The sequence below is a fragment of the Streptomyces sp. NPDC104761 genome (assembly GCF_055583445.1).
In genome coordinates this window covers 1-15752 of sequence record NZ_JBVJNZ010000032.1, presented here as the reverse complement: position 1 = coordinate 15752, position 15752 = coordinate 1, and the positions used below count along the sequence as shown (strand labels likewise).

General features: G+C 68.5%; 16 protein-coding genes and 2 pseudogenes. 7 read left to right on the top strand and 11 right to left on the bottom strand.

What is annotated here, in order from left to right; genetic code table 11:
* Positions 1 to 545: 545 nt before the first annotated feature.
* Positions 546 to 1118: a TetR/AcrR family transcriptional regulator gene (locus ACZ63F_RS42150; RefSeq protein WP_469719290.1), complete on the bottom strand. Its 573-nt coding sequence runs from the start codon at positions 1116 to 1118 to the stop codon at positions 546 to 548.
* Between the two features lie 107 nt (positions 1119 to 1225).
* Here ACZ63F_RS42150 and ACZ63F_RS42145 point away from each other — a divergent pair, with 107 nt between their 5' ends.
* A complete protein-coding gene (locus tag ACZ63F_RS42145) occupies positions 1226 to 2245 on the top strand; it encodes an NAD-dependent epimerase/dehydratase family protein (protein ID WP_469719288.1) in 1020 nt (339 codons plus the stop codon).
* 459 nt (positions 2246 to 2704) lie between these two features.
* Entirely contained in the window at positions 2705 to 2899 is a 195-nt protein-coding gene (locus tag ACZ63F_RS42140; RefSeq protein ID WP_469719286.1) for a hypothetical protein, read from the top strand.
* Here ACZ63F_RS42140 and ACZ63F_RS42135 read toward each other — a convergent pair.
* Together ACZ63F_RS42135 and ACZ63F_RS42130 are read right to left on the bottom strand one after the other, a co-directional pair.
* Positions 2896 to 3354, bottom strand: coding sequence for a hypothetical protein (locus ACZ63F_RS42135; RefSeq protein ID WP_469719284.1), 459 nt, complete (start codon positions 3352 to 3354; stop codon positions 2896 to 2898). The genes ACZ63F_RS42140 and ACZ63F_RS42135 overlap by 4 nt on opposite strands.
* A gap of 225 nt (positions 3355 to 3579) precedes the next feature.
* A complete protein-coding gene (locus ACZ63F_RS42130; protein WP_469719282.1) occupies positions 3580 to 4566 on the bottom strand; it encodes a hypothetical protein in 987 nt (328 codons plus the stop codon).
* 375 nt (positions 4567 to 4941) lie between these two features.
* On the opposite strand from ACZ63F_RS42130, the gene ACZ63F_RS42125 reads away from it, so the two are divergent.
* Positions 4942 to 5361 carry a hypothetical protein gene (locus tag ACZ63F_RS42125; protein ID WP_469719281.1) on the top strand — a complete coding sequence of 140 codons (420 nt, stop codon included), beginning with the start codon at positions 4942 to 4944 and terminating at the stop codon, positions 5359 to 5361.
* A 250-nt stretch (positions 5362 to 5611) separates the two neighbouring features.
* Here the strand turns inward: ACZ63F_RS42125 and ACZ63F_RS42120 are convergent, their stop codons facing one another.
* The 3 genes from ACZ63F_RS42120 to ACZ63F_RS42110 form a co-directional block, all read right to left on the bottom strand.
* On the bottom strand, positions 5612 to 6193 hold the full coding sequence (locus ACZ63F_RS42120) for a TetR/AcrR family transcriptional regulator (RefSeq protein ID WP_469719279.1): 582 nt from the start codon (positions 6191 to 6193) through the stop codon (positions 5612 to 5614).
* 11 nt (positions 6194 to 6204) lie between these two features.
* Positions 6205 to 6588: a nuclear transport factor 2 family protein gene (locus ACZ63F_RS42115; protein ID WP_469719277.1), complete on the bottom strand. Its 384-nt coding sequence runs from the start codon at positions 6586 to 6588 to the stop codon at positions 6205 to 6207.
* A gap of 395 nt (positions 6589 to 6983) precedes the next feature.
* Entirely contained in the window at positions 6984 to 7592 is a 609-nt protein-coding gene (locus ACZ63F_RS42110) for a TetR/AcrR family transcriptional regulator (RefSeq protein ID WP_469719275.1), read from the bottom strand.
* 55 nt (positions 7593 to 7647) lie between these two features.
* Between ACZ63F_RS42110 and ACZ63F_RS42105 the strand changes: the two genes are divergently transcribed.
* Entirely contained in the window at positions 7648 to 8067 is a 420-nt protein-coding gene (locus ACZ63F_RS42105) for a VOC family protein (protein ID WP_469719273.1), read from the top strand.
* Between the two features lie 45 nt (positions 8068 to 8112).
* On the opposite strand, the gene ACZ63F_RS42100 is transcribed toward ACZ63F_RS42105, so the two are convergent.
* Positions 8113 to 8493, bottom strand: coding sequence for a winged helix-turn-helix transcriptional regulator (locus tag ACZ63F_RS42100; protein ID WP_469719271.1), 381 nt, complete (start codon positions 8491 to 8493; stop codon positions 8113 to 8115).
* Positions 8494 to 8609: 116 nt separating this feature from the next.
* Between ACZ63F_RS42100 and ACZ63F_RS42095 the strand changes: the two genes are divergently transcribed.
* On the top strand, positions 8610 to 9956 hold the full coding sequence (locus tag ACZ63F_RS42095) for an amidohydrolase family protein (protein ID WP_469719270.1): 1347 nt from the start codon (positions 8610 to 8612) through the stop codon (positions 9954 to 9956).
* 38 nt (positions 9957 to 9994) lie between these two features.
* On the opposite strand, the gene ACZ63F_RS42090 is transcribed toward ACZ63F_RS42095, so the two are convergent.
* The 3 genes and pseudogenes from ACZ63F_RS42090 to ACZ63F_RS42080 form a co-directional block, all read right to left on the bottom strand.
* Positions 9995 to 10192: a hypothetical protein gene (locus tag ACZ63F_RS42090; protein WP_469719268.1), complete on the bottom strand. Its 198-nt coding sequence runs from the start codon at positions 10190 to 10192 to the stop codon at positions 9995 to 9997.
* 124 nt (positions 10193 to 10316) lie between these two features.
* A pseudogene (locus tag ACZ63F_RS42085) lies at positions 10317 to 10973 on the bottom strand (Gfo/Idh/MocA family protein); the annotation flags it as partial.
* A 104-nt stretch (positions 10974 to 11077) separates the two neighbouring features.
* A complete protein-coding gene (locus ACZ63F_RS42080) occupies positions 11078 to 12028 on the bottom strand; it encodes an alpha/beta hydrolase (RefSeq protein ID WP_469719267.1) in 951 nt (316 codons plus the stop codon).
* A gap of 105 nt (positions 12029 to 12133) precedes the next feature.
* Here ACZ63F_RS42080 and ACZ63F_RS42075 point away from each other — a divergent pair, with 105 nt between their 5' ends.
* Complete coding sequence (locus ACZ63F_RS42075) at positions 12134 to 13021, top strand: helix-turn-helix domain-containing protein (RefSeq protein ID WP_469719265.1); 888 nt, start codon at positions 12134 to 12136, stop codon at positions 13019 to 13021.
* Positions 13022 to 13181: 160 nt separating this feature from the next.
* Positions 13182 to 14130, top strand: a pseudogene (locus tag ACZ63F_RS42070) (IS481 family transposase).
* A gap of 734 nt (positions 14131 to 14864) precedes the next feature.
* Here ACZ63F_RS42070 and ACZ63F_RS42065 read toward each other — a convergent pair.
* Complete coding sequence (locus tag ACZ63F_RS42065) at positions 14865 to 15452, bottom strand: TetR/AcrR family transcriptional regulator (protein WP_469719263.1); 588 nt, start codon at positions 15450 to 15452, stop codon at positions 14865 to 14867.
* Positions 15453 to 15752 lie beyond the last annotated feature (300 nt).

Below are 15752 nucleotides of genomic sequence, written 5' to 3'. Positions count from 1 at the left end.
TCGGATTGCTCGGCACCTTCAGCGACCACCGGGCGCTTCCTCCGGGGCAGTTGACGTCTCTTCGACAGGCTCTGCGTGAGGAGATCGAGAGTCTCGGCGGCACCGTAGCTGTCTCACGCGGAGTACATGCCGCGTTCACGCAGCGGAGGTAAGGCTCATTTCGTCGGTGCCACGCGGTACAGCTGGACGTGGTCGGAGGTCCGCGGCGGCGCCTGGCGGACGCCGAAGACGCAGGGGCTCTTTCCGTGCTGCGCTCCAGCCAGTCACGCAAGGCCGTTGACCACGTCGAGGATCCAGCCGCAGTGAGCGCGATGGGGCCGCCTCCGGCACCGACCGGATCGGATGCGGGCTGTAGCCGGAGCCAGATCGGGGTACGGCGCACGGTTTGGGCTTCGGACGGCAGTTTGGTGACGTCGTCCGCTCCTTGGCCGGGGCGCGGATCGTTCGCGCCTGCGTTTCACCTGCCTGCTCCCAGTGATCCGTCATCTGCCGCGCCGCACTCCTGCGGTGCATGAGGGGCCCGGGTTTCTGTAGCAACGGCGGGCTCAGCTCGCGCACGGCCTGGTGCGCAGCCCGTCGATGATGAGGTCCAGGATGCGGGCGGCACAGGCCGTGCGGTCCGCTCCCGGGGGAATGCGCCACAGGACGCTGAGCTGGAGGAGTACGTCCTGCGGGTCGAGGCCGGGTTTGAGGTCTCCGGTGGCGGCGCCGGCGTTGAGCAGCGCGCCGATGGCCGCGAGGAACGGTTCGTAGTTCTTGTCGTCCAGACCCCCGTTGGTCGCCGCGTGGATGACTTCGGCGACGCCGTACTTGAGTTCCCCGTACCGGGCGACCTCCTCGAACCAGCGGCGCAGGGCATCCAGCGGAGGAAGCGTGTCGGCGTGGGCGTGGGCGAGGTCGATGACCTTCTGGATCTCTTGGTGATAGAGCTCCACAATCAGCGCCTCGCGCGTCGGGAAGTGCCGGTAGAGCGTGCCCACTCCCACGCCGGCCTGCTTGGAGATCGCCGTCATGGAGGCTCCCGGCGACGCGGCGAGGGCTTCGCGAGCGGCGGTGAGGATGCGCGCCCGATTGGTCAGTCCGTCGCTGCGGGGGGCGCGGGCGCGAGGCGGCGTCATGAGGGCTCCGATCGGTCCGGTTGCTAAACGGAAGGCCTTCCGTTACGTTCGAAGAGCAATACGGAGGGGCTTCCGTTTAAGCTTGCCACACCCGATGGAGGACAGTCATGCCGGAAACGGTCCTGGTCACCGGAGGCACCGGCTACGTCGCAGGCTGGTGCATCGTCGAACTGCTGCAGCGTGGCTACCTCGTGCGCACCACCGTACGCAGCCACGCCAGGCAACAGGCGGTGACCGCTGCCGTCGCCACCGAGGTCGAGGCCGGGAACCTGGAGTTCGCGGTCGCCGACCTCACCGCGGACGACGGCTGGGACGAGGCGGTCAAGGGCGTCGACTACGTCCTGCACGTCGCCTCCCCCTTGGGCAGCGCCGTGGCCGACAACTCCGACGCCATGATCGCCCCAGCCCGCGACGGGGCCCTGCGGGTCCTGCGCGCCGCCGCACAAGCCGGCGTGCGCCGCGTGGTGATGACGTCCGCGGCCAACACCGCCAGCCCCTCCTCCTACGCCGAGGAGGGTGTCACCGACGAGACCCTGTGGACCGACCCCGACGATCCGACGCTGATCCCTTACCGCCGCTCCAAGACTCTTGCCGAACGCGCCGCCTGGGACTTCATGGCCGCCTACGACGGCCCTACCGAGCTGACCACGATCCTGCCCGGAGCCGTCTTCGGACCGATCCTCGCCACCAGCACCATCGGCTCCGTGGCCATCGTCCAGCGGATGCTGTCAGGCACCGTGCCGGGCGTACCGCGCATCGGCCTGGAGATCGTCGACGTGCGCGACCTCGCCGACATCCACATCCGTGCCATGACCTCGCCCCAGGCGGCAGGCGAACGCTTCCTCGCCACCGGCGAGTTCACCTGGATGCTGGACATGGCCCGCGCCCTGCGCGACGAACTGGGCCCGGATGCCGCCCAAGTCCCCACCCGCCAGATCCCCGACTTCGCCGTCCGCCTCGCCGCCCGCTTCCGAGACCCCTCCCTGCGCGAGGTCACCCCCGCGCTCGGACGCCGCAACCGCCACAGTATCGCCAAGGCGCAGCGTCTCCTGGGCTGGGAGCCCAGGCCGGCTCGCGAGACCGTCATCGACTGCGCGCGCAGCCTCATCGCCGCCGCGGCCGCATGACCCGACGTACACAAGGCCTGCTACCGCCGACCACGTAAGCGTGTTTTACGGTGCTGCCCTGTCACGGCCGATGGCCCCTGGTCTTCCCCTCGAAGCCAGGGGTCATCGACGTGCTGCCCTGCTCGCGAGAGCCTGGCCCCTGTCCGGGTTCACATTCTTGGGGGCCGCAGTCGATCCACTCGCTCACATCTGGGGCGGCGAGGTCGTCTTCGTCCCTCCCGGGTCGAGTCCGTTGCGGTGGAGGAAGACGATCATGTCCCAGCGGTCGTAGGCGCGGCCGACGGCCTGGTCGCGGACGCGGGTCGGCCGCCTTCGTGGTCTGGCGCCTCGACAGTTCCCGTGTAGGCCGGGCTCTTTGTAGCGACCAGGCCCGGTTCACCGCGAGGTGAAAGGGGCGGCCTGCTGCGGGATGGTGTTCGCGGGAAAGTTGCCGGCAGGCGCGGCGGGAAGGCGTGCGGTATGCGACCTCCCTCCGACGGATACCCGCAGCACACGAACGCCCACCCGCCGGCCACCTCGTGGCCGCAGCCGGGCCAGGACGCACCGGCGGCAGATGCCGCGGAGGTGGAGCGGCTGAGCACGGAGATCGACGACCGGTTGGAGGCCGCGGAGACCGCGATGAGCGCGCGGGGGTCGTCGAGGTCGTTGGCCTAGGCCTCGCGTTCCTTCGCTGTCCAGGCGGAGGCGCCGGAGTCACAACTTTCGGCGAGTGGAACGAGGTGGTCGACGTCCAGCTTGCTCGCGCTGTCGAGGTACCGGTCGTCGTACGGTGAGTACCAGATGCCGCCGGTCAGGGCGCACTTGGGTCCTACTTCGGGGGCGGTGACGGCTTCGGCCAGGAGGACCTCGGCGCGCGTGTTGCAGCCGTCCTTGTCCGCGTCGGTCCAGTGCTTGAACTCGTCCCGGGAGTAGCCGGCGCGGCTCTCGCCGGCCACGGTGAGCTCGGCGAGCGCGTCACGGACCGGCAAGGTGACCGTCTCGCCCGGCGCGTGCCGTGCGGGCCGGTGCGCGACGGCCGCGGGGGCGGCGTAGTCAGTGGTGGGAGCAAGCAGGGCGAGGGGCGCGAACAGCGTGGCGATCAGGGCGTGTCGGATGCGGGCAAGACGCACGGCCGGGTCTCCATTCTGGAGATCACGAACAGGGCTGTGATCTTCGTAGCGGCCCGGCGTGCGCGGTGTCGGCCGACCGGAGGCGGGTTCACCCGCACAGCGAACTAGTCACACCGCCGAACGTCACTCCATCGGCGGCTGCCAGGAACCGGCCAATCGACTGAGCGGCTGAGCCCGCAGTTGGCCCCGCTGGACAACTCCGATGCACAATCACAGCCCGGTTGCTCAGAACAGGGAGTCCCAGAAGGCCGCTTCCGGGTCGGGTTCTTCTGGGTGGAGCATGCAGCGTCTGCAGCGCAGGAGTCCTGGTTCGTTGGTGCCGGAGGCGGCGTGCATCCATGGCAGGGCCTCCATGGCGTGTGCGCGCTCGTCGTCGGCGAGGGCGTCGACGGTCCGGCGGAGTTCCTCGGGTGCGGGTTGGTCGGTGAGGCAGAGCCAGCCGACCGCCGCCGCCAGGCGGGCTTCGGGGGCCTCCGTCCCGTCGTGCCACCGTTCGCCCAACCACGTGACGGTCGCCGGGCGCGGCTGGGCCCGGGCGATCTCGGCGGCGGCCAGGAGCAGGGCGGCGCGGACCATCGCGTCACCTTCGGTGGCGAATCCGTCGGCCAAGACGGTCCGGATGATGTGGTCGGGGTCGGCGGCGGTCGCCAGGACGTAGGCGGCGTCGACGCGGACGGCGGGGTCGGAGTCTCCGAGGAGGGGCAGGAGTGCGGAGGCGTCTGTGGTGATCGCGGCGCGGGCGGCGGCCACCGACCAGCCTGCCGGGTAGCCGGTCACCTCGTAGCCGTAGTCGTCGTGGGTGTCGGGGGCATCGCGCCGGGGATCGTTGCGATGGAGGAGCAGTTCCTCGCGGGAGGCGACGCCGTGGTGCCGCGCACGGGCGGGCCCGGAGAGTACGGCGAGGAGGGCGGCGCGGTGTGGATGGCCGGCGTCGATGGCCAGGGGGATGAGGAACGGCACGGCGAGCGCGGCAGCGGCCCGGCTGTCGTCGGCGCACAGGCCGTACAGCACACCCGTCGCGTCCACGCCCGGATCGCCGTCGGCGCGCAGGAGGCGGACGGCCTCCCGGGCACTGTGCCCATGGGGGAAGTTGCCCCATGGGACGGCATCGAGGTCCAAGCTCTGCCGGGGTTCGGACAGGATGCCGGCCACCACCGCCCGCACGTCGAACGGGCCGCCCGAGAACAAGGCCAGGGCCGCCCCGTCCGCCACTTCCCGGCACATCGCGAATGTCGGATCGGTCCGCCAGTCCTGCACCCCACACCCCCACCGTTGCCACCCGGAACTTGATCATGACGGGTCTGCCGGCCGGCGAAAGCCACTCGCCGGATGATCCAGCCGCTCACACGGGGCCAACCATCGTGCACAGGGGCCAACCGGAATGCTCAAGGGCCATTTACCGTGCTCAGTCCCATCGAGGCGGCCTCGCAGGCGTTCGAAGGACCACCGCGACGGCAGCGCGGACGAGGAGGAGGAAGAGACCAGGGAGGGTGGGCCGGGCCCACTGATGGTCGCCGCGGTCACCTTTACCGCGGCGACGACATCGGCGTCTATGCGTCCGCCGTCGCCACTGCCGACGTTGGCGGGATGACCGTGTACGCCGTGGTATTCCTCGTGCTCGTCGCCGTGTGGTGCTTCGCGGGCAAGTGCTTCGCCACTCAACCCGTCATCGCCAAGGCCCTCGGCCGCTGGGGTTACATCCTGCTGGCCCTGGCCCCCATTGGCCTGCTCATCCTCATCGAGGACGGCGCATTCGGACTGTGTGCCCCAAGGGGCATCACCGGACCAGTTCGAATTTCTCACGCTGTCGGCCTGCCTCCCAAACGGGACCGGTGTACAAGTGCTGTCCCTTCTGGTCTGGTGGACAGAGCCACCGGTGCCGCTCTCGGCAACGCCGGTGACGATGATCCCGCCCTGAGTATTGACGAAGTCCCTGGCATGCTCGCGGTTGTCCTCCACCTCGTCGGCGTCTCAGATGCAGCCGGCGGAGGCGCTGGCGACGTGTGAGCAGGCGTTACGGAGCCTGATCGCCACGGTGTTGGCCAAGAAGCTGGGCAGGGACTGGGTTTCCCAGGTGTTCCCCGAGGAGCGGGCAGCCAAGATCCGGGAGATCCGGGACGAGGAGGCCGGCCGTCGTACACGCCGCGGGGTCGCTTCGGTGCCGAGCAGCGAGTTCGGAGGCAGTCCGCACCGCTTTGCCGGTTTCCTCCTGGCAGTGTGCCGCTGACCGGCCCGTGGAGTGTCTGCCGTCGGCGGCTTATCGGGGAGTAGTGAGCAGTTCGACGGCCAGGCCGAGCGTCTTTCGCCGGGAATCGCTGTAGTCGCCGATGCCTTGTGCGAGTACGAGGTTGCCGTAGGTCAACGTGAGGATGGCGTCGAGGAGCTCCTCGGGGGAGAGCGTGTCGTTCACCCGGCCGGCGCGCTGGGCCCGGCGGATCGCGGCGGTTTTCTCTTCGTTGGCGCGCCGGATGGGTGCGATCTCGTCGCTCAGTCCGGGAAGTTCCAGGCCTTGCCACAGCGCGAGACGGACCAGGTAGGGGTGGGCTTTGTAGGCGTCGAAGACGGCTTGTGCGTAGGCCGGTAGGTCGTTGGCATCGAGGGTCACGGCATCCTGCATCTGCAGCACCGCCTGCTCGATGACGGCCTTGAAGAGCCCTTCCTTGCTCCCGAAGTAGGCATAGATCATGCGGGGGTTCGCGGGTGCGCTGGCGGCGATGGTCGCTACCCGCGCACCCGCCGAGCCGCGGGCGGCGAACTCTTCCGTCGCGGCCGCGAGGATTCGTTGCCGTGTGGCTGCGGCATCCCGTGTGCCTGCCCCGGGTGTCGTCTGTCCGGTCATGACCTGCCAGGCTACGCGACGAAGATCTCGCTCGCGTGGATGGTGTCCAGGTATTCCCGGACGGCCTGGATCTTGTCCCCCTGGAGATCGAAGACGTAGACGAGCGCGTTGTCGTAGCGAGTGCCGGCGGCTGATACGGCGGTGACGCGCGCCTCGATGACCTCATGATGTGCGTCTGCTGTGACCGAGGTGACCTCGACCTGCGGTCCTGCCGGAAGGAAGTCGCCTACTCGCCCGAGCATGTCGATGTAGCCGTCACGGTCGTAAGTGCCCGCGAGAGCGAACTGGTCCGGCTTGCCGGCGACGGTCCAGGTGAAGTCCGGCGTCGCGAGGTCGAGTGCGCCGGAGACGTCGGCCTTGCCGAGACGGTCGAAGAAATCGGTGGCGATGCTCATGGAGCGTCCTCCTACTAAGTAAACAGTTACTTATGACGTTAGGAGGGTGGTCCCGGGGTGTCAAGCCGGGATCGGATGCCTGGCTCTCGGTAACGGCTGGTCGGGGGTCAGGAGGGCGGACTGCGCTCTTCGGCGGGATCGAGGTGCCCGGCTTGGCTGCCCTGGCCGTCAGGGGGGTGCGCGGGCGTAGGGGCGGGAGACGTGTGGCGGCTGCTCGGACGTCCTCAGCGACGCCGCGTGCTACGGCGCTTCGGGTGAGATCCCACAGCCGGTCGGCGTTTTCGGGGTCGAGGGCGTGCGCGGCGACGCCGTCCCGGTGCCGTCGGCGGTGATACGTCCCTCGACGGTGTCGACGGCCTCGTGCGATCGCCCTTTGGCCGCGCCTTGAGGTCAGGTCAGGCTTCTTGCCGTAGCGCGATGTCGCGGGCCGTGCGGGCCGCTTTGTCCTCGGTATCGGTGAGGGCTTCGCGTCCTACTCCGAACAGGCCCTGGCGCAGGAAGAGCGCGAGGCCGTGTGCGGCGCCTGCGACGCGGAGCAACAAGTCGAATGCGCGGTCCGGGTCCGAGGCCAACTGGCGGGCAACGGGCAGCAGGAGGCCGGCCACTTCGTCGCCGGCCGACGCCAGCTCTGCGAAGCGGGCCTTGTCGAGGCCCGCGTTGAAGGTGATGTCGAAGAGGGCCGGCTCCTCGACGGCGAATCGGACGTAGGCGGACGCGAAGGACGCCAGTTGTTCCACCGGCTCGCTGCTGGCGCCTATGGCAGCGGCGAAACGGTTCCGTTGCTCGCGATATCCCCGCGTGGCGAGCTCAGCGAGCAGCGTCTCCCGGTCGGCGAAGTGCTTGTACGGCGCGGCGACGCTGACGCCGGCCCGGCGGCTCGCCTCGGCCAGGGTGAAGCCGTGCGGGCCGCGTTCGGCGACGAGGTCGAGGACCGTTTGCAGCAGGACGTTGCGCAGGTCTCCGTGGTGGCGGCCGACAGGACGCCGCTTGACGGGAGGATTCACGCAGCTAAGGTTAGCGCCACTAACCAGGTAAAAGCAATTAACCAACGAGGTCGCCATGCCAGCCGTTCGTTTCCACCACATCAGCCTGTCGGTCGCCGACCTCTCAGCCCAGGAAGCCTGGTACGGCACCGCCTTCGGGCTCACTCAGGTCGAGGAGCGCCTGGAGATGCCCGAGGCCCGAGTCCGCACCGTCGTCTTGAGCGATGGGGCCGGTTTGCGGGTCGAGCTCGTGCAACGCCCCGGCTCGAGGCCTGTCGCGCCCACCGACCCGTTCGCCGCCACCTCCCTGCAGACCTTCACGCATCTGGCTCTTCAAGTCACCCACCTCGATGCCGCGTTCGAACGGCTGACGGGTGAGTGCGGCGCGGTGTCGGTGTCGTCCCCCGCAGCCGGCGTAACCGACGGCATGCGCTACGCCTATGTCGCCGATCCGGAAGGCAACCTCGTGGAGTTGATCGAGACATCCGGATCCTGAGCCTTCGCCCAGCGGAGCCGGATGCCGGCCCGCTGAAGGGGCCTGTCACTGCCCGATGTGTGACCGGGCGGCGGTGTCGTACTTTTCGCGGTCGCGGCGGATGGCGTCGAGGTTGGCTTCGGTCCAGGCGACCAGTTCGGCCAGGACGGCGTGCAGGCTTCGACCGCGCGGAGTGAGGGCGTACTCGACCCGGGGCGGCACGGTGGGTTCGACGGTGCGGCTGATCAGTCCATCGCGTTCCAGGCGACGGACCGTGGCGCTCAGCATCCGCTGTGTGATGCCGCCCGCGGCACGTCGAAGGGCGTTGAACCGCAGCGGGCCGTCATCGAGCCGGCAGATGACGGTCACCGACCACTTGTCACCGATACGGTCCATCACATCGCGCAACAATGCGTCGCGCTCGGAACGTGCGCCCGACTCGATCATCGTAGATGGGGCCATGTGGTACCTCCGGTGACACCTGGGCAGTTCAAAGTGCTCTCTTGCGGCACTTCCATGGCGGTTCCCACCATATACCGGTACCTGTTGTATACCGCCTAGAAGTGGAAGCCGTCGTGCCAGACACTCCTCCCACGTCCACCCCGATCATCATCCGGGACGGCCGCGTGCTGTTCCCCGACGGGACGTCCCGGATCACCGATGTCGTGATCCGGGACGGTCGCATCGCCTACATTGGCGAAGACGCCGCCGTCGTCGGCGACGAAGAGATCATCGATGCCCGCGATCAGCTGGTCATGCCCGGTCTCGTGGATACGCACCGGCACATGTGGCTGGGAAGCCTGTCGGCCAGCTCCAGCGACGTGACCTTGTTTCCCTACGTGCAGCAGATCAACGAAGGGCACGGCGACCTATTCACCTCCGATGACGTTTACGCGGGCGTGCTGTGGGGCGCGGTACAAGCGATCAACGCAGGGGTGACCACTGTCGCAGACTGGGCCCACAACCTGGGTTCCGAGGCGGACATCGACGCCAACCTGCGTGCCCTGCACGACAGCGGCATCCGGGCCCGGCTGTGCTTCGGGGGCAAGGCCAGTTCCAGCGGCGATCGCTCCCGCTACGAAGCACAAGCCCGCCACCTGCACGCCATACATACGCCGCACCGGGTGGAGGACCGGGTCGCGCTCGGGCTCGCCGTGCGCGGTCCGTCCATGGCGACACCGGTGGAGAACGACTTCGAGTTCGGGCTCGCCCGCGACCTGGGGCTGCCCGTCTCCCTGCACGCCGGCATGGCGGGCCTGCCCGGCGCAGTCGACCAGCTCGGAAGCCAGGATCTCCTAGGACCTGACGTGAATTACGTCCACGCCAACGAGTTCACCGAGCAGGAATGGAAACAGGTCGCGGAATCGGGCGGGACCGTATCGGCCACCCCGACCGTCGACATGACCATGGGGCTGGGCACCCACCCCGCCGTGGGCGCCGCACTGGACCACGGCGTGACGGTCGGCCTCGGCGCCGACACAGTCGCCTATGGCCCCAGCGACCTGTTCACAGAGATGCGGCTGGCACTGGCCGCCGATCGCTCCCGGACCAACGCGCGGCCCATCGAGCAAGGCCAGATGCCCGGCGAGTTGCGCCATGGTCACCTTGCCATGCTGGACCTTGCCACGCGCGGGGGTGCCCGGGTCCTCGGCTTCGCCGACCAGATCGGAGAGATCACCGTCGGCCGGCAGGCAGATCTCATCACGCTCGACCTGTCGGCCCCGCATCTCGACAGCTTCGACAACCCTGTACTCGCCGCGTTCCTCAGCGCCGGGCCACGTGACGTCGACACCGTGATCGTCGGCGGACGCATCCTCAAGCGGCGCGGCACACTCACAGACGGCCTCCTTCGGAAGGCACGCCAGGAGGTGCGCCGGTCGCGGGCCCGCATCCGCGGGCGGTCGCTCTGACGGCAGTCCGCGTGCCGCGGGCAGGCGGCTTCTGTCCCTTACCCTCCGGTTCCCCTGTGCGCGATCGCCTCGACCACGCGGTGAAGTTCCACCGCGTGGTCGAACCCAGGAGCGCCGGAGTCCCGGCCCGACAGCGCCTCGGCCACCTCCGCGTACAGATGGGCGACGTTGTGGGCCGGCGTTCCGGCCAGCTCCGGGAACCGGTCGTATCCGGCGGGTAGTTCGAGCGGAGACAACGCCTCCTGATCGTGCGCGCGCCCCTTCGACGGCCAGTGCGGCACTCATGGGCAGGCCGTCATCCCCGGTGATCCGCAGAGATCCTCGTGTGCCGTCGATCTCCCGGACGAATGGCGTCGTCCGCGGCGCGCCGCCCCGGAAGTGCATACTGGCGACGGCCCCGCCCGGCAGACGGCCGGTGACGGCGATCTGGTCGGGTGCGGTCTTGGCGATCGCCTCTTCTGTATCGGTGTTGACGGCCTGGGTGCGCAGCGTCGCGATCGTCGCCGTGGTCCTGGTCAGTTCGCCCAGTGCCACCGCCTGCATGTCGAGCGCGTGGGCGAAGGGAATGGTCATCATCGTCGCCCCGTTGGCGGCGTCCGCGGTATAGGCGGACGCCGACGTGAACGTCGCCCCGCCGCCGGGGAAGGAGCAGATCATCGACGAGGAGAGGACCTCGCCGACGTAGCCGTCGGCGATCAGGTCGCGGACCCACTTCGTCGTCGGCGACACGTGTCCCTGCAGTCCGGTGAACCGAGGTCCGGGGCGGCCCGCGTCCCGCAGGAACTCGGCCTCCGCGAGGTCGCGCGCCAGCGGCCATTCGCAGAGGACGGCCTTGCCGGACTCGAGTACCGGCTCGAGCAGCTTGCGGTGCTCGGCCACCCGCACCGTGATCGCGATCAGATCGATGTCCTCACGGCTCGCCATCTCGGCCACCGACGTGTATCCAGGCACGCCGTAGCGCTTCGCGGCGGCGGCGGTCGACTCCGGCGAACCGGCCGTCAGTCCCCGCAACCGCACCCCGGGAACCGCCTCGACGGCCGGCCAGTGGGCCACGGCCCCCCAGTTGCCCGTCGCGGACGACCGCCCGACCGTGCAAGGTTCTGCTGCCCGGCCGTCCCGTCTCACGCAGTGGCGGCAATGTCAGTGGGGCGCGCGTCACCAGCGAGTTGCGCACCGAAGAAACCGACGAGTTTCTCGACCGCTGGACCGACATACTCGGGCTTGTCGTAGAGGTCGACGTGGCTGGCTCCGTCGATCCAGAGCAGTTCTTTGGGCTCCTGTGCGTCGTCGAACGCTTCGGTGGTCATGTGCCGCGTGACCGCTTCGGTGCCGACGATCATCAGCAGGGGGCGCGGGGTGATCGTGGCAATGAAGCGGAAGGGCTCGAAGACGGCTATCCGGTCGATGCTTGACCAGGTGAACTCCTTCGCCGAGCGAGGATGCTGAGCACGGTCGGTGCAGTAGTACTCGAAGCCCTCGAGGCCGTGCTGCCCGCCCAGCGCACGAGCCTCCTCGGCGGTCGCAGGGAAGATGGGGAAGCTGCCGGCGCCCTCTCCGCGCGCTTCTGCCGTTCGGGCGGCCGCAGCGGCATCCAGCATGGACTGGAGCACGGCCGGGTCCTGGGTGTCGTCGGCGCCCTTGCGGAACTGGCGGCCGACGTCGGCGCCGCTGACAGTTGCGACGGCGCGGATGCGGTGATCCGTGGCCGCGGCCGGGACGACGTAGCCGCCCGAGGCGCAGATGCCGAGTGCGCCGATGCGTTCCGGATCGATCTCCGGCCGGGCGCTCAGGAACGACACCGCCGCTTTGAGGTCCTCGACGCGATGCGCCGGATCCTCCAGTCCGCGCGGTTCTCCACCGCTCTCGCCCTGGTAGGCGGCATCGAAGGCGAGCGTGATGAAGCCCCGCTCGGCAAGGCGGGAGGCATAGAGACCTGCGGCCTGCTCCTTGACACCGCTGGCGGGGTGGCCGACCACGATGGCGGGCCGAGTGACGGCTTCCCCGTCGGGAAGGTAAAGGTGCCCGGCGAGGGGGATGCCGGCGCTGTCGAAAGTGACGTCCATGGGGTTCATGACTTCAGCGTCGAACGGGAGCAGTGAGCGTACAAGCGGCGGATTTCTCCCCCGGCAGGATCCTGCCCTCCCACGCACAGCAGCCTCGTGCACACAATGGTGTTCATGACTTCCGCACGTGACACCGGTGAAGTGGGCGCCTTCCTCAAGGCGCGCCGCGCCGAGCTGACGCCGCGCGAGGTCGGCCTGCCCGAGACCGGTCAGCAGCGGAAGGTGGCGGGGCTGCGCCGCGAAGAGGTCGCGCAGCTGGCAGCGATCAGCGTCGACTACTACACCCGCCTTGAGCAGGGGCGCGTACCGGCGTCCGCCTCCGTCCTCGCCACCGTCGCCGCCGCGCTGCGACTCGACGAGGACCAGCAGGCGTATCTGTACGAGATAGCCGGCAAGACGGACGCGCGACCGCGGCGCCGGCACCGCCGACAGAGCCCGCGCCCGGCGATGCGGCGCCTCCTCGACCAGCTGACCGGCACTCCCGCGATCGTCCTCGGCCGGTACATGGATGTGCTCGCCTGGAACCCCGCGGCCGCCGCGCTGTACACGGACTTCGGCGCGATCCCGGTAGAGCAGCGCAACTACGTACGGCTCGTCTTCACCGACCCCGTGATCCGCGCACTGCACACCGAGTGGGAGCACGACGCCCGCGACGCCGTCGCTGCACTGCGCATGGAAGCCGCCTCGGATCCCGACCGTCCCGAACTCGCCCGGCTGGTCGGCGAACTCGCCGTCCTTGATGCTGATTTCCGCACGTGGTGGGCCGAACGGCGGGTCAACAGCGCGACGTACGGCACCAAGCGCTACCGCCACCGAGTCGTCGGGGATCTCACCCTGGACTGTGATACCTGGACCAGCCCCGACGGCAGCGGGCAGCGGCTCATGGTGCTCACCGCCGAACCGGGAACCCCCTCGGACGAAGCACTGCGCATCCTCGCCTCCTGGACGGCTCCCGCCCACACGCACACCAAGCCCGAGACGGCCTCCGAGCCGACAGCGTGACGACCCTGCGCACCACGCAGCGGATACGAGCCCTTGCTCTCTCGGTCGGCACAACCGGCTAGAGGTTCTGCCGTAACCGGTGGGGTGGTTGGTGCGTTGTGACAGGCTAAAACTGCCGATCATCGTTGCCACCTGGGTCTCTGATCACTAGGAGATCCACATGTCGAAGACACCCCCCCTCGATCGCGAGGCCAAGCGGTGCCTGGCAGTCATACGCCATGTCGAAGAGGTAACCGGCAACGTCGCCATGAGTTGCCGGTACCTCGGCATCAGCCGACAGGCGTACTACATCTGGTACCGCCGCTACCAGGCCGAGGGCATTCGAGGGGCTGCGCACTCGCTCGAAGGCGCCCAAGCACAGCCCGAACGCCACACACGTTGAGGTCGTCGGGAAGATCATCTATCTCCGGCAGAACTACCACTTCGGGCCCGAGAAGATCGCGATGTACCTCAAGCGGTATCACGACGTCACGATCAGCAAGTCGGGCGTGTGGCGGATCCTCAAGCGCCTGGACATGGGCCGCCTGCCGGCCTCCCAGCGGTACAAGCGCCACGACCGCCGTTGGAAGCGCTACGAGAAGCAGCTGCCCGGCCACCGTGTACAGATCGACGTGAAGTTCATCGAACCGCTCGCCTCCATGCCCCAGGGCCGGCGCGGCGGCCGCAACAAGTACTACCAGTTCACGGCGATCGACGACTGCACCCGACTGCGGGTCCTGAAGATCTATCCGACGCTCGACCAGGCGACTGCCATCCAGTTCGTCGACTACGTCCTGCAGAGGCTGCCGTTCCAGGTGGAGGTCATCCAGACGGACAATGGCGCCGAGTTCCAGTCCGCCTTCCACTTCCACGTACTCGACAAAGGCATCGGCCACGCCTACATCAAGCCCCGCACACCGCGCCTGAACGGGAAGGTCGAACGCTCTCACCGGATCGACGGCCAGGAGTTCTACCGGCTCCTGGAGGGCCTCATCATCGACGACGCCGAGATCTTCAACGACAAGCTGCGCGAGTGGGAGGACTACCACAACTACCATCGCCCACGCGGCGGCCTCGGCGGCCAGACTCCCTACGAACGCCTCAAGCAGAAGACCGCGCCCCAGGCGTAAACGATCATCGTCGGTTGCACATCAACCAGTTGGACTCCGGCAGCGTCACGGCCGTGACGCTGCCGCAGGTGCCGCTCACGGTGGGTCGACGACAGGCGCGGCGAGGTGTTCTGGAACGCGCCGGCAGGCTGACGATTCAGGTTCACGGACTCTGGCGGCGCGCGTATGAGCACCAGAGTTGCCAAGTGACCTGTCGTCGGCCGTCCGCCCCGCACGGCCTTCTGACCCGGTGCGGAGGACCGGGTTGTTGGAGTGCCATAGCAGGCAAGTCCTTTGCCGGCGGCCTGGCACTCGTCAACCCGGTCCAGGACGAGAAGAAACGCACGTCCCGCCTCGGCATCGGACGAGCCGGCAGCGGACGCACGTCCTGTGGGGCCAAGTCGGCTGAGTACCGAAACAGGCGCCGGTCAGCGGCACAACCGACGGTGGGCGGCGCGGTGGGCGTGCCCGCAGCCGACCGGATTCCCGCGGAGGTCCGGATACTCGCGGAGGTCCGGATTCCCGCAGCGGTCCTTTTATGCCGGGCGGCGGGATCGGCACGTGCACCGGGTCCTGGCGCGAGTGGAAGACCGCCGTCGACAGCGGCGAGATCGCCACCCGAGCACCTACTACGCCACCAAGAACCGCACCCCCAGCACAGTCCGCGTCTCCGCTCTGCAGACGCACGTCAGCCGTCTCCACACGGACAATTTCAGCTGGGTTCTGGCACAGCTGCTGACGGCAGCGGAACCTTGTCATTCCCCGCTGTGACCGGGCGCGCCGGTACGCAAACCGTCCATGACCAGGTCGAGGAGGCGGGCGGCGCGTGGTGGCCAGTCTTCGGTGGGAGTCATCTGCCACAAGCCCGCGATGGCGAGGAGGAAGTCGTCGGCATCGACCCCGGGACGGATGGTGCCCGCCTCCTCGTTGGCGCGCAGCAGGAGCTCGGCCGCCTCGGCAACGGGAGTCGGCGAGGGCTTCGAGGGGCCTCCGGGCGCACTCGTGGCGAGGCGGATCGCATCAGCCAGGCCGGCCTTGGTCATGGCGAACTCGGCCAGCCGGTCCATCCAAGCGCGCAGGGCCCGCGGGGGTGGCAGCTCCAGGAGCAGTTGGGTCGCACTGTCGGCGACCTGCTGCATCTCGTGACGGTAGATCTCCAGGACCAGGGTCTCGCGGTTGGGGAAGTTGCGGTAGAACGTGCCCTGGCCCACTCCCGCCTTCTTGGCGATGGAGCTGAGTGGCGCGTCTGGAGACAGCGTCAGTTCACTCAGAGCGACACACAGAATGCGTTCACGATTGCGCTGCGCATCGGAGCGTAGAGGAGTGCCCTTTTTGTCTTGCACTTGTCACTCCTTAAGGCACGTGGCGGAAGCGCACCCTTGCTAAGTGGACAACCGTCCGCTACGTTTCTCGGTACCGGACAATCGTCCGGTTGGAGCTTATTCTAGCGGTTGCCATGGCCCGACCCCCTGTCCGCTGCTGCCGCCAGCGCTGTCCGTTCGCAGTGCTGCCGGGCAGTTCGTCCCGCCCACGAGAGGCCGACCGGCACTTAGACGCCGTTTCTTTTGGCGGGGCGTGACGTTAAGCCGACGTGGAGAGGCTTGTAGAGCACCTGGTTCCGGACGGTTTGTGGGAGTTGTTCC

Excerpts from the sequence above, each read along its gene's own strand:
- ACZ63F_RS42150 (WP_469719290.1), bottom strand. The coding sequence starts at position 1,118 with ATGACGCCGCCTCGCGCCCGCGCCCCCCGCAGCGACGGACTGACCAAT.
- ACZ63F_RS42145 (WP_469719288.1), top strand. The coding sequence starts at position 1,226 with ATGCCGGAAACGGTCCTGGTCACCGGAGGCACCGGCTACGTCGCAGGC.
- ACZ63F_RS42140 (WP_469719286.1), top strand. The coding sequence starts at position 2,705 with ATGCGACCTCCCTCCGACGGATACCCGCAGCACACGAACGCCCACCCG.
- ACZ63F_RS42125 (WP_469719281.1), top strand. The coding sequence starts at position 4,942 with ATGACCGTGTACGCCGTGGTATTCCTCGTGCTCGTCGCCGTGTGGTGC.
- ACZ63F_RS42120 (WP_469719279.1), bottom strand. The coding sequence starts at position 6,193 with ATGACCGGACAGACGACACCCGGGGCAGGCACACGGGATGCCGCAGCC.
- ACZ63F_RS42115 (WP_469719277.1), bottom strand. The coding sequence starts at position 6,588 with ATGAGCATCGCCACCGATTTCTTCGACCGTCTCGGCAAGGCCGACGTC.
- ACZ63F_RS42105 (WP_469719273.1), top strand. The coding sequence starts at position 7,648 with ATGCCAGCCGTTCGTTTCCACCACATCAGCCTGTCGGTCGCCGACCTC.
- ACZ63F_RS42100 (WP_469719271.1), bottom strand. The coding sequence starts at position 8,493 with ATGATCGAGTCGGGCGCACGTTCCGAGCGCGACGCATTGTTGCGCGAT.
- ACZ63F_RS42080 (WP_469719267.1), bottom strand. The coding sequence starts at position 12,028 with ATGAACCCCATGGACGTCACTTTCGACAGCGCCGGCATCCCCCTCGCC.
- ACZ63F_RS42075 (WP_469719265.1), top strand. The coding sequence starts at position 12,134 with ATGACTTCCGCACGTGACACCGGTGAAGTGGGCGCCTTCCTCAAGGCG.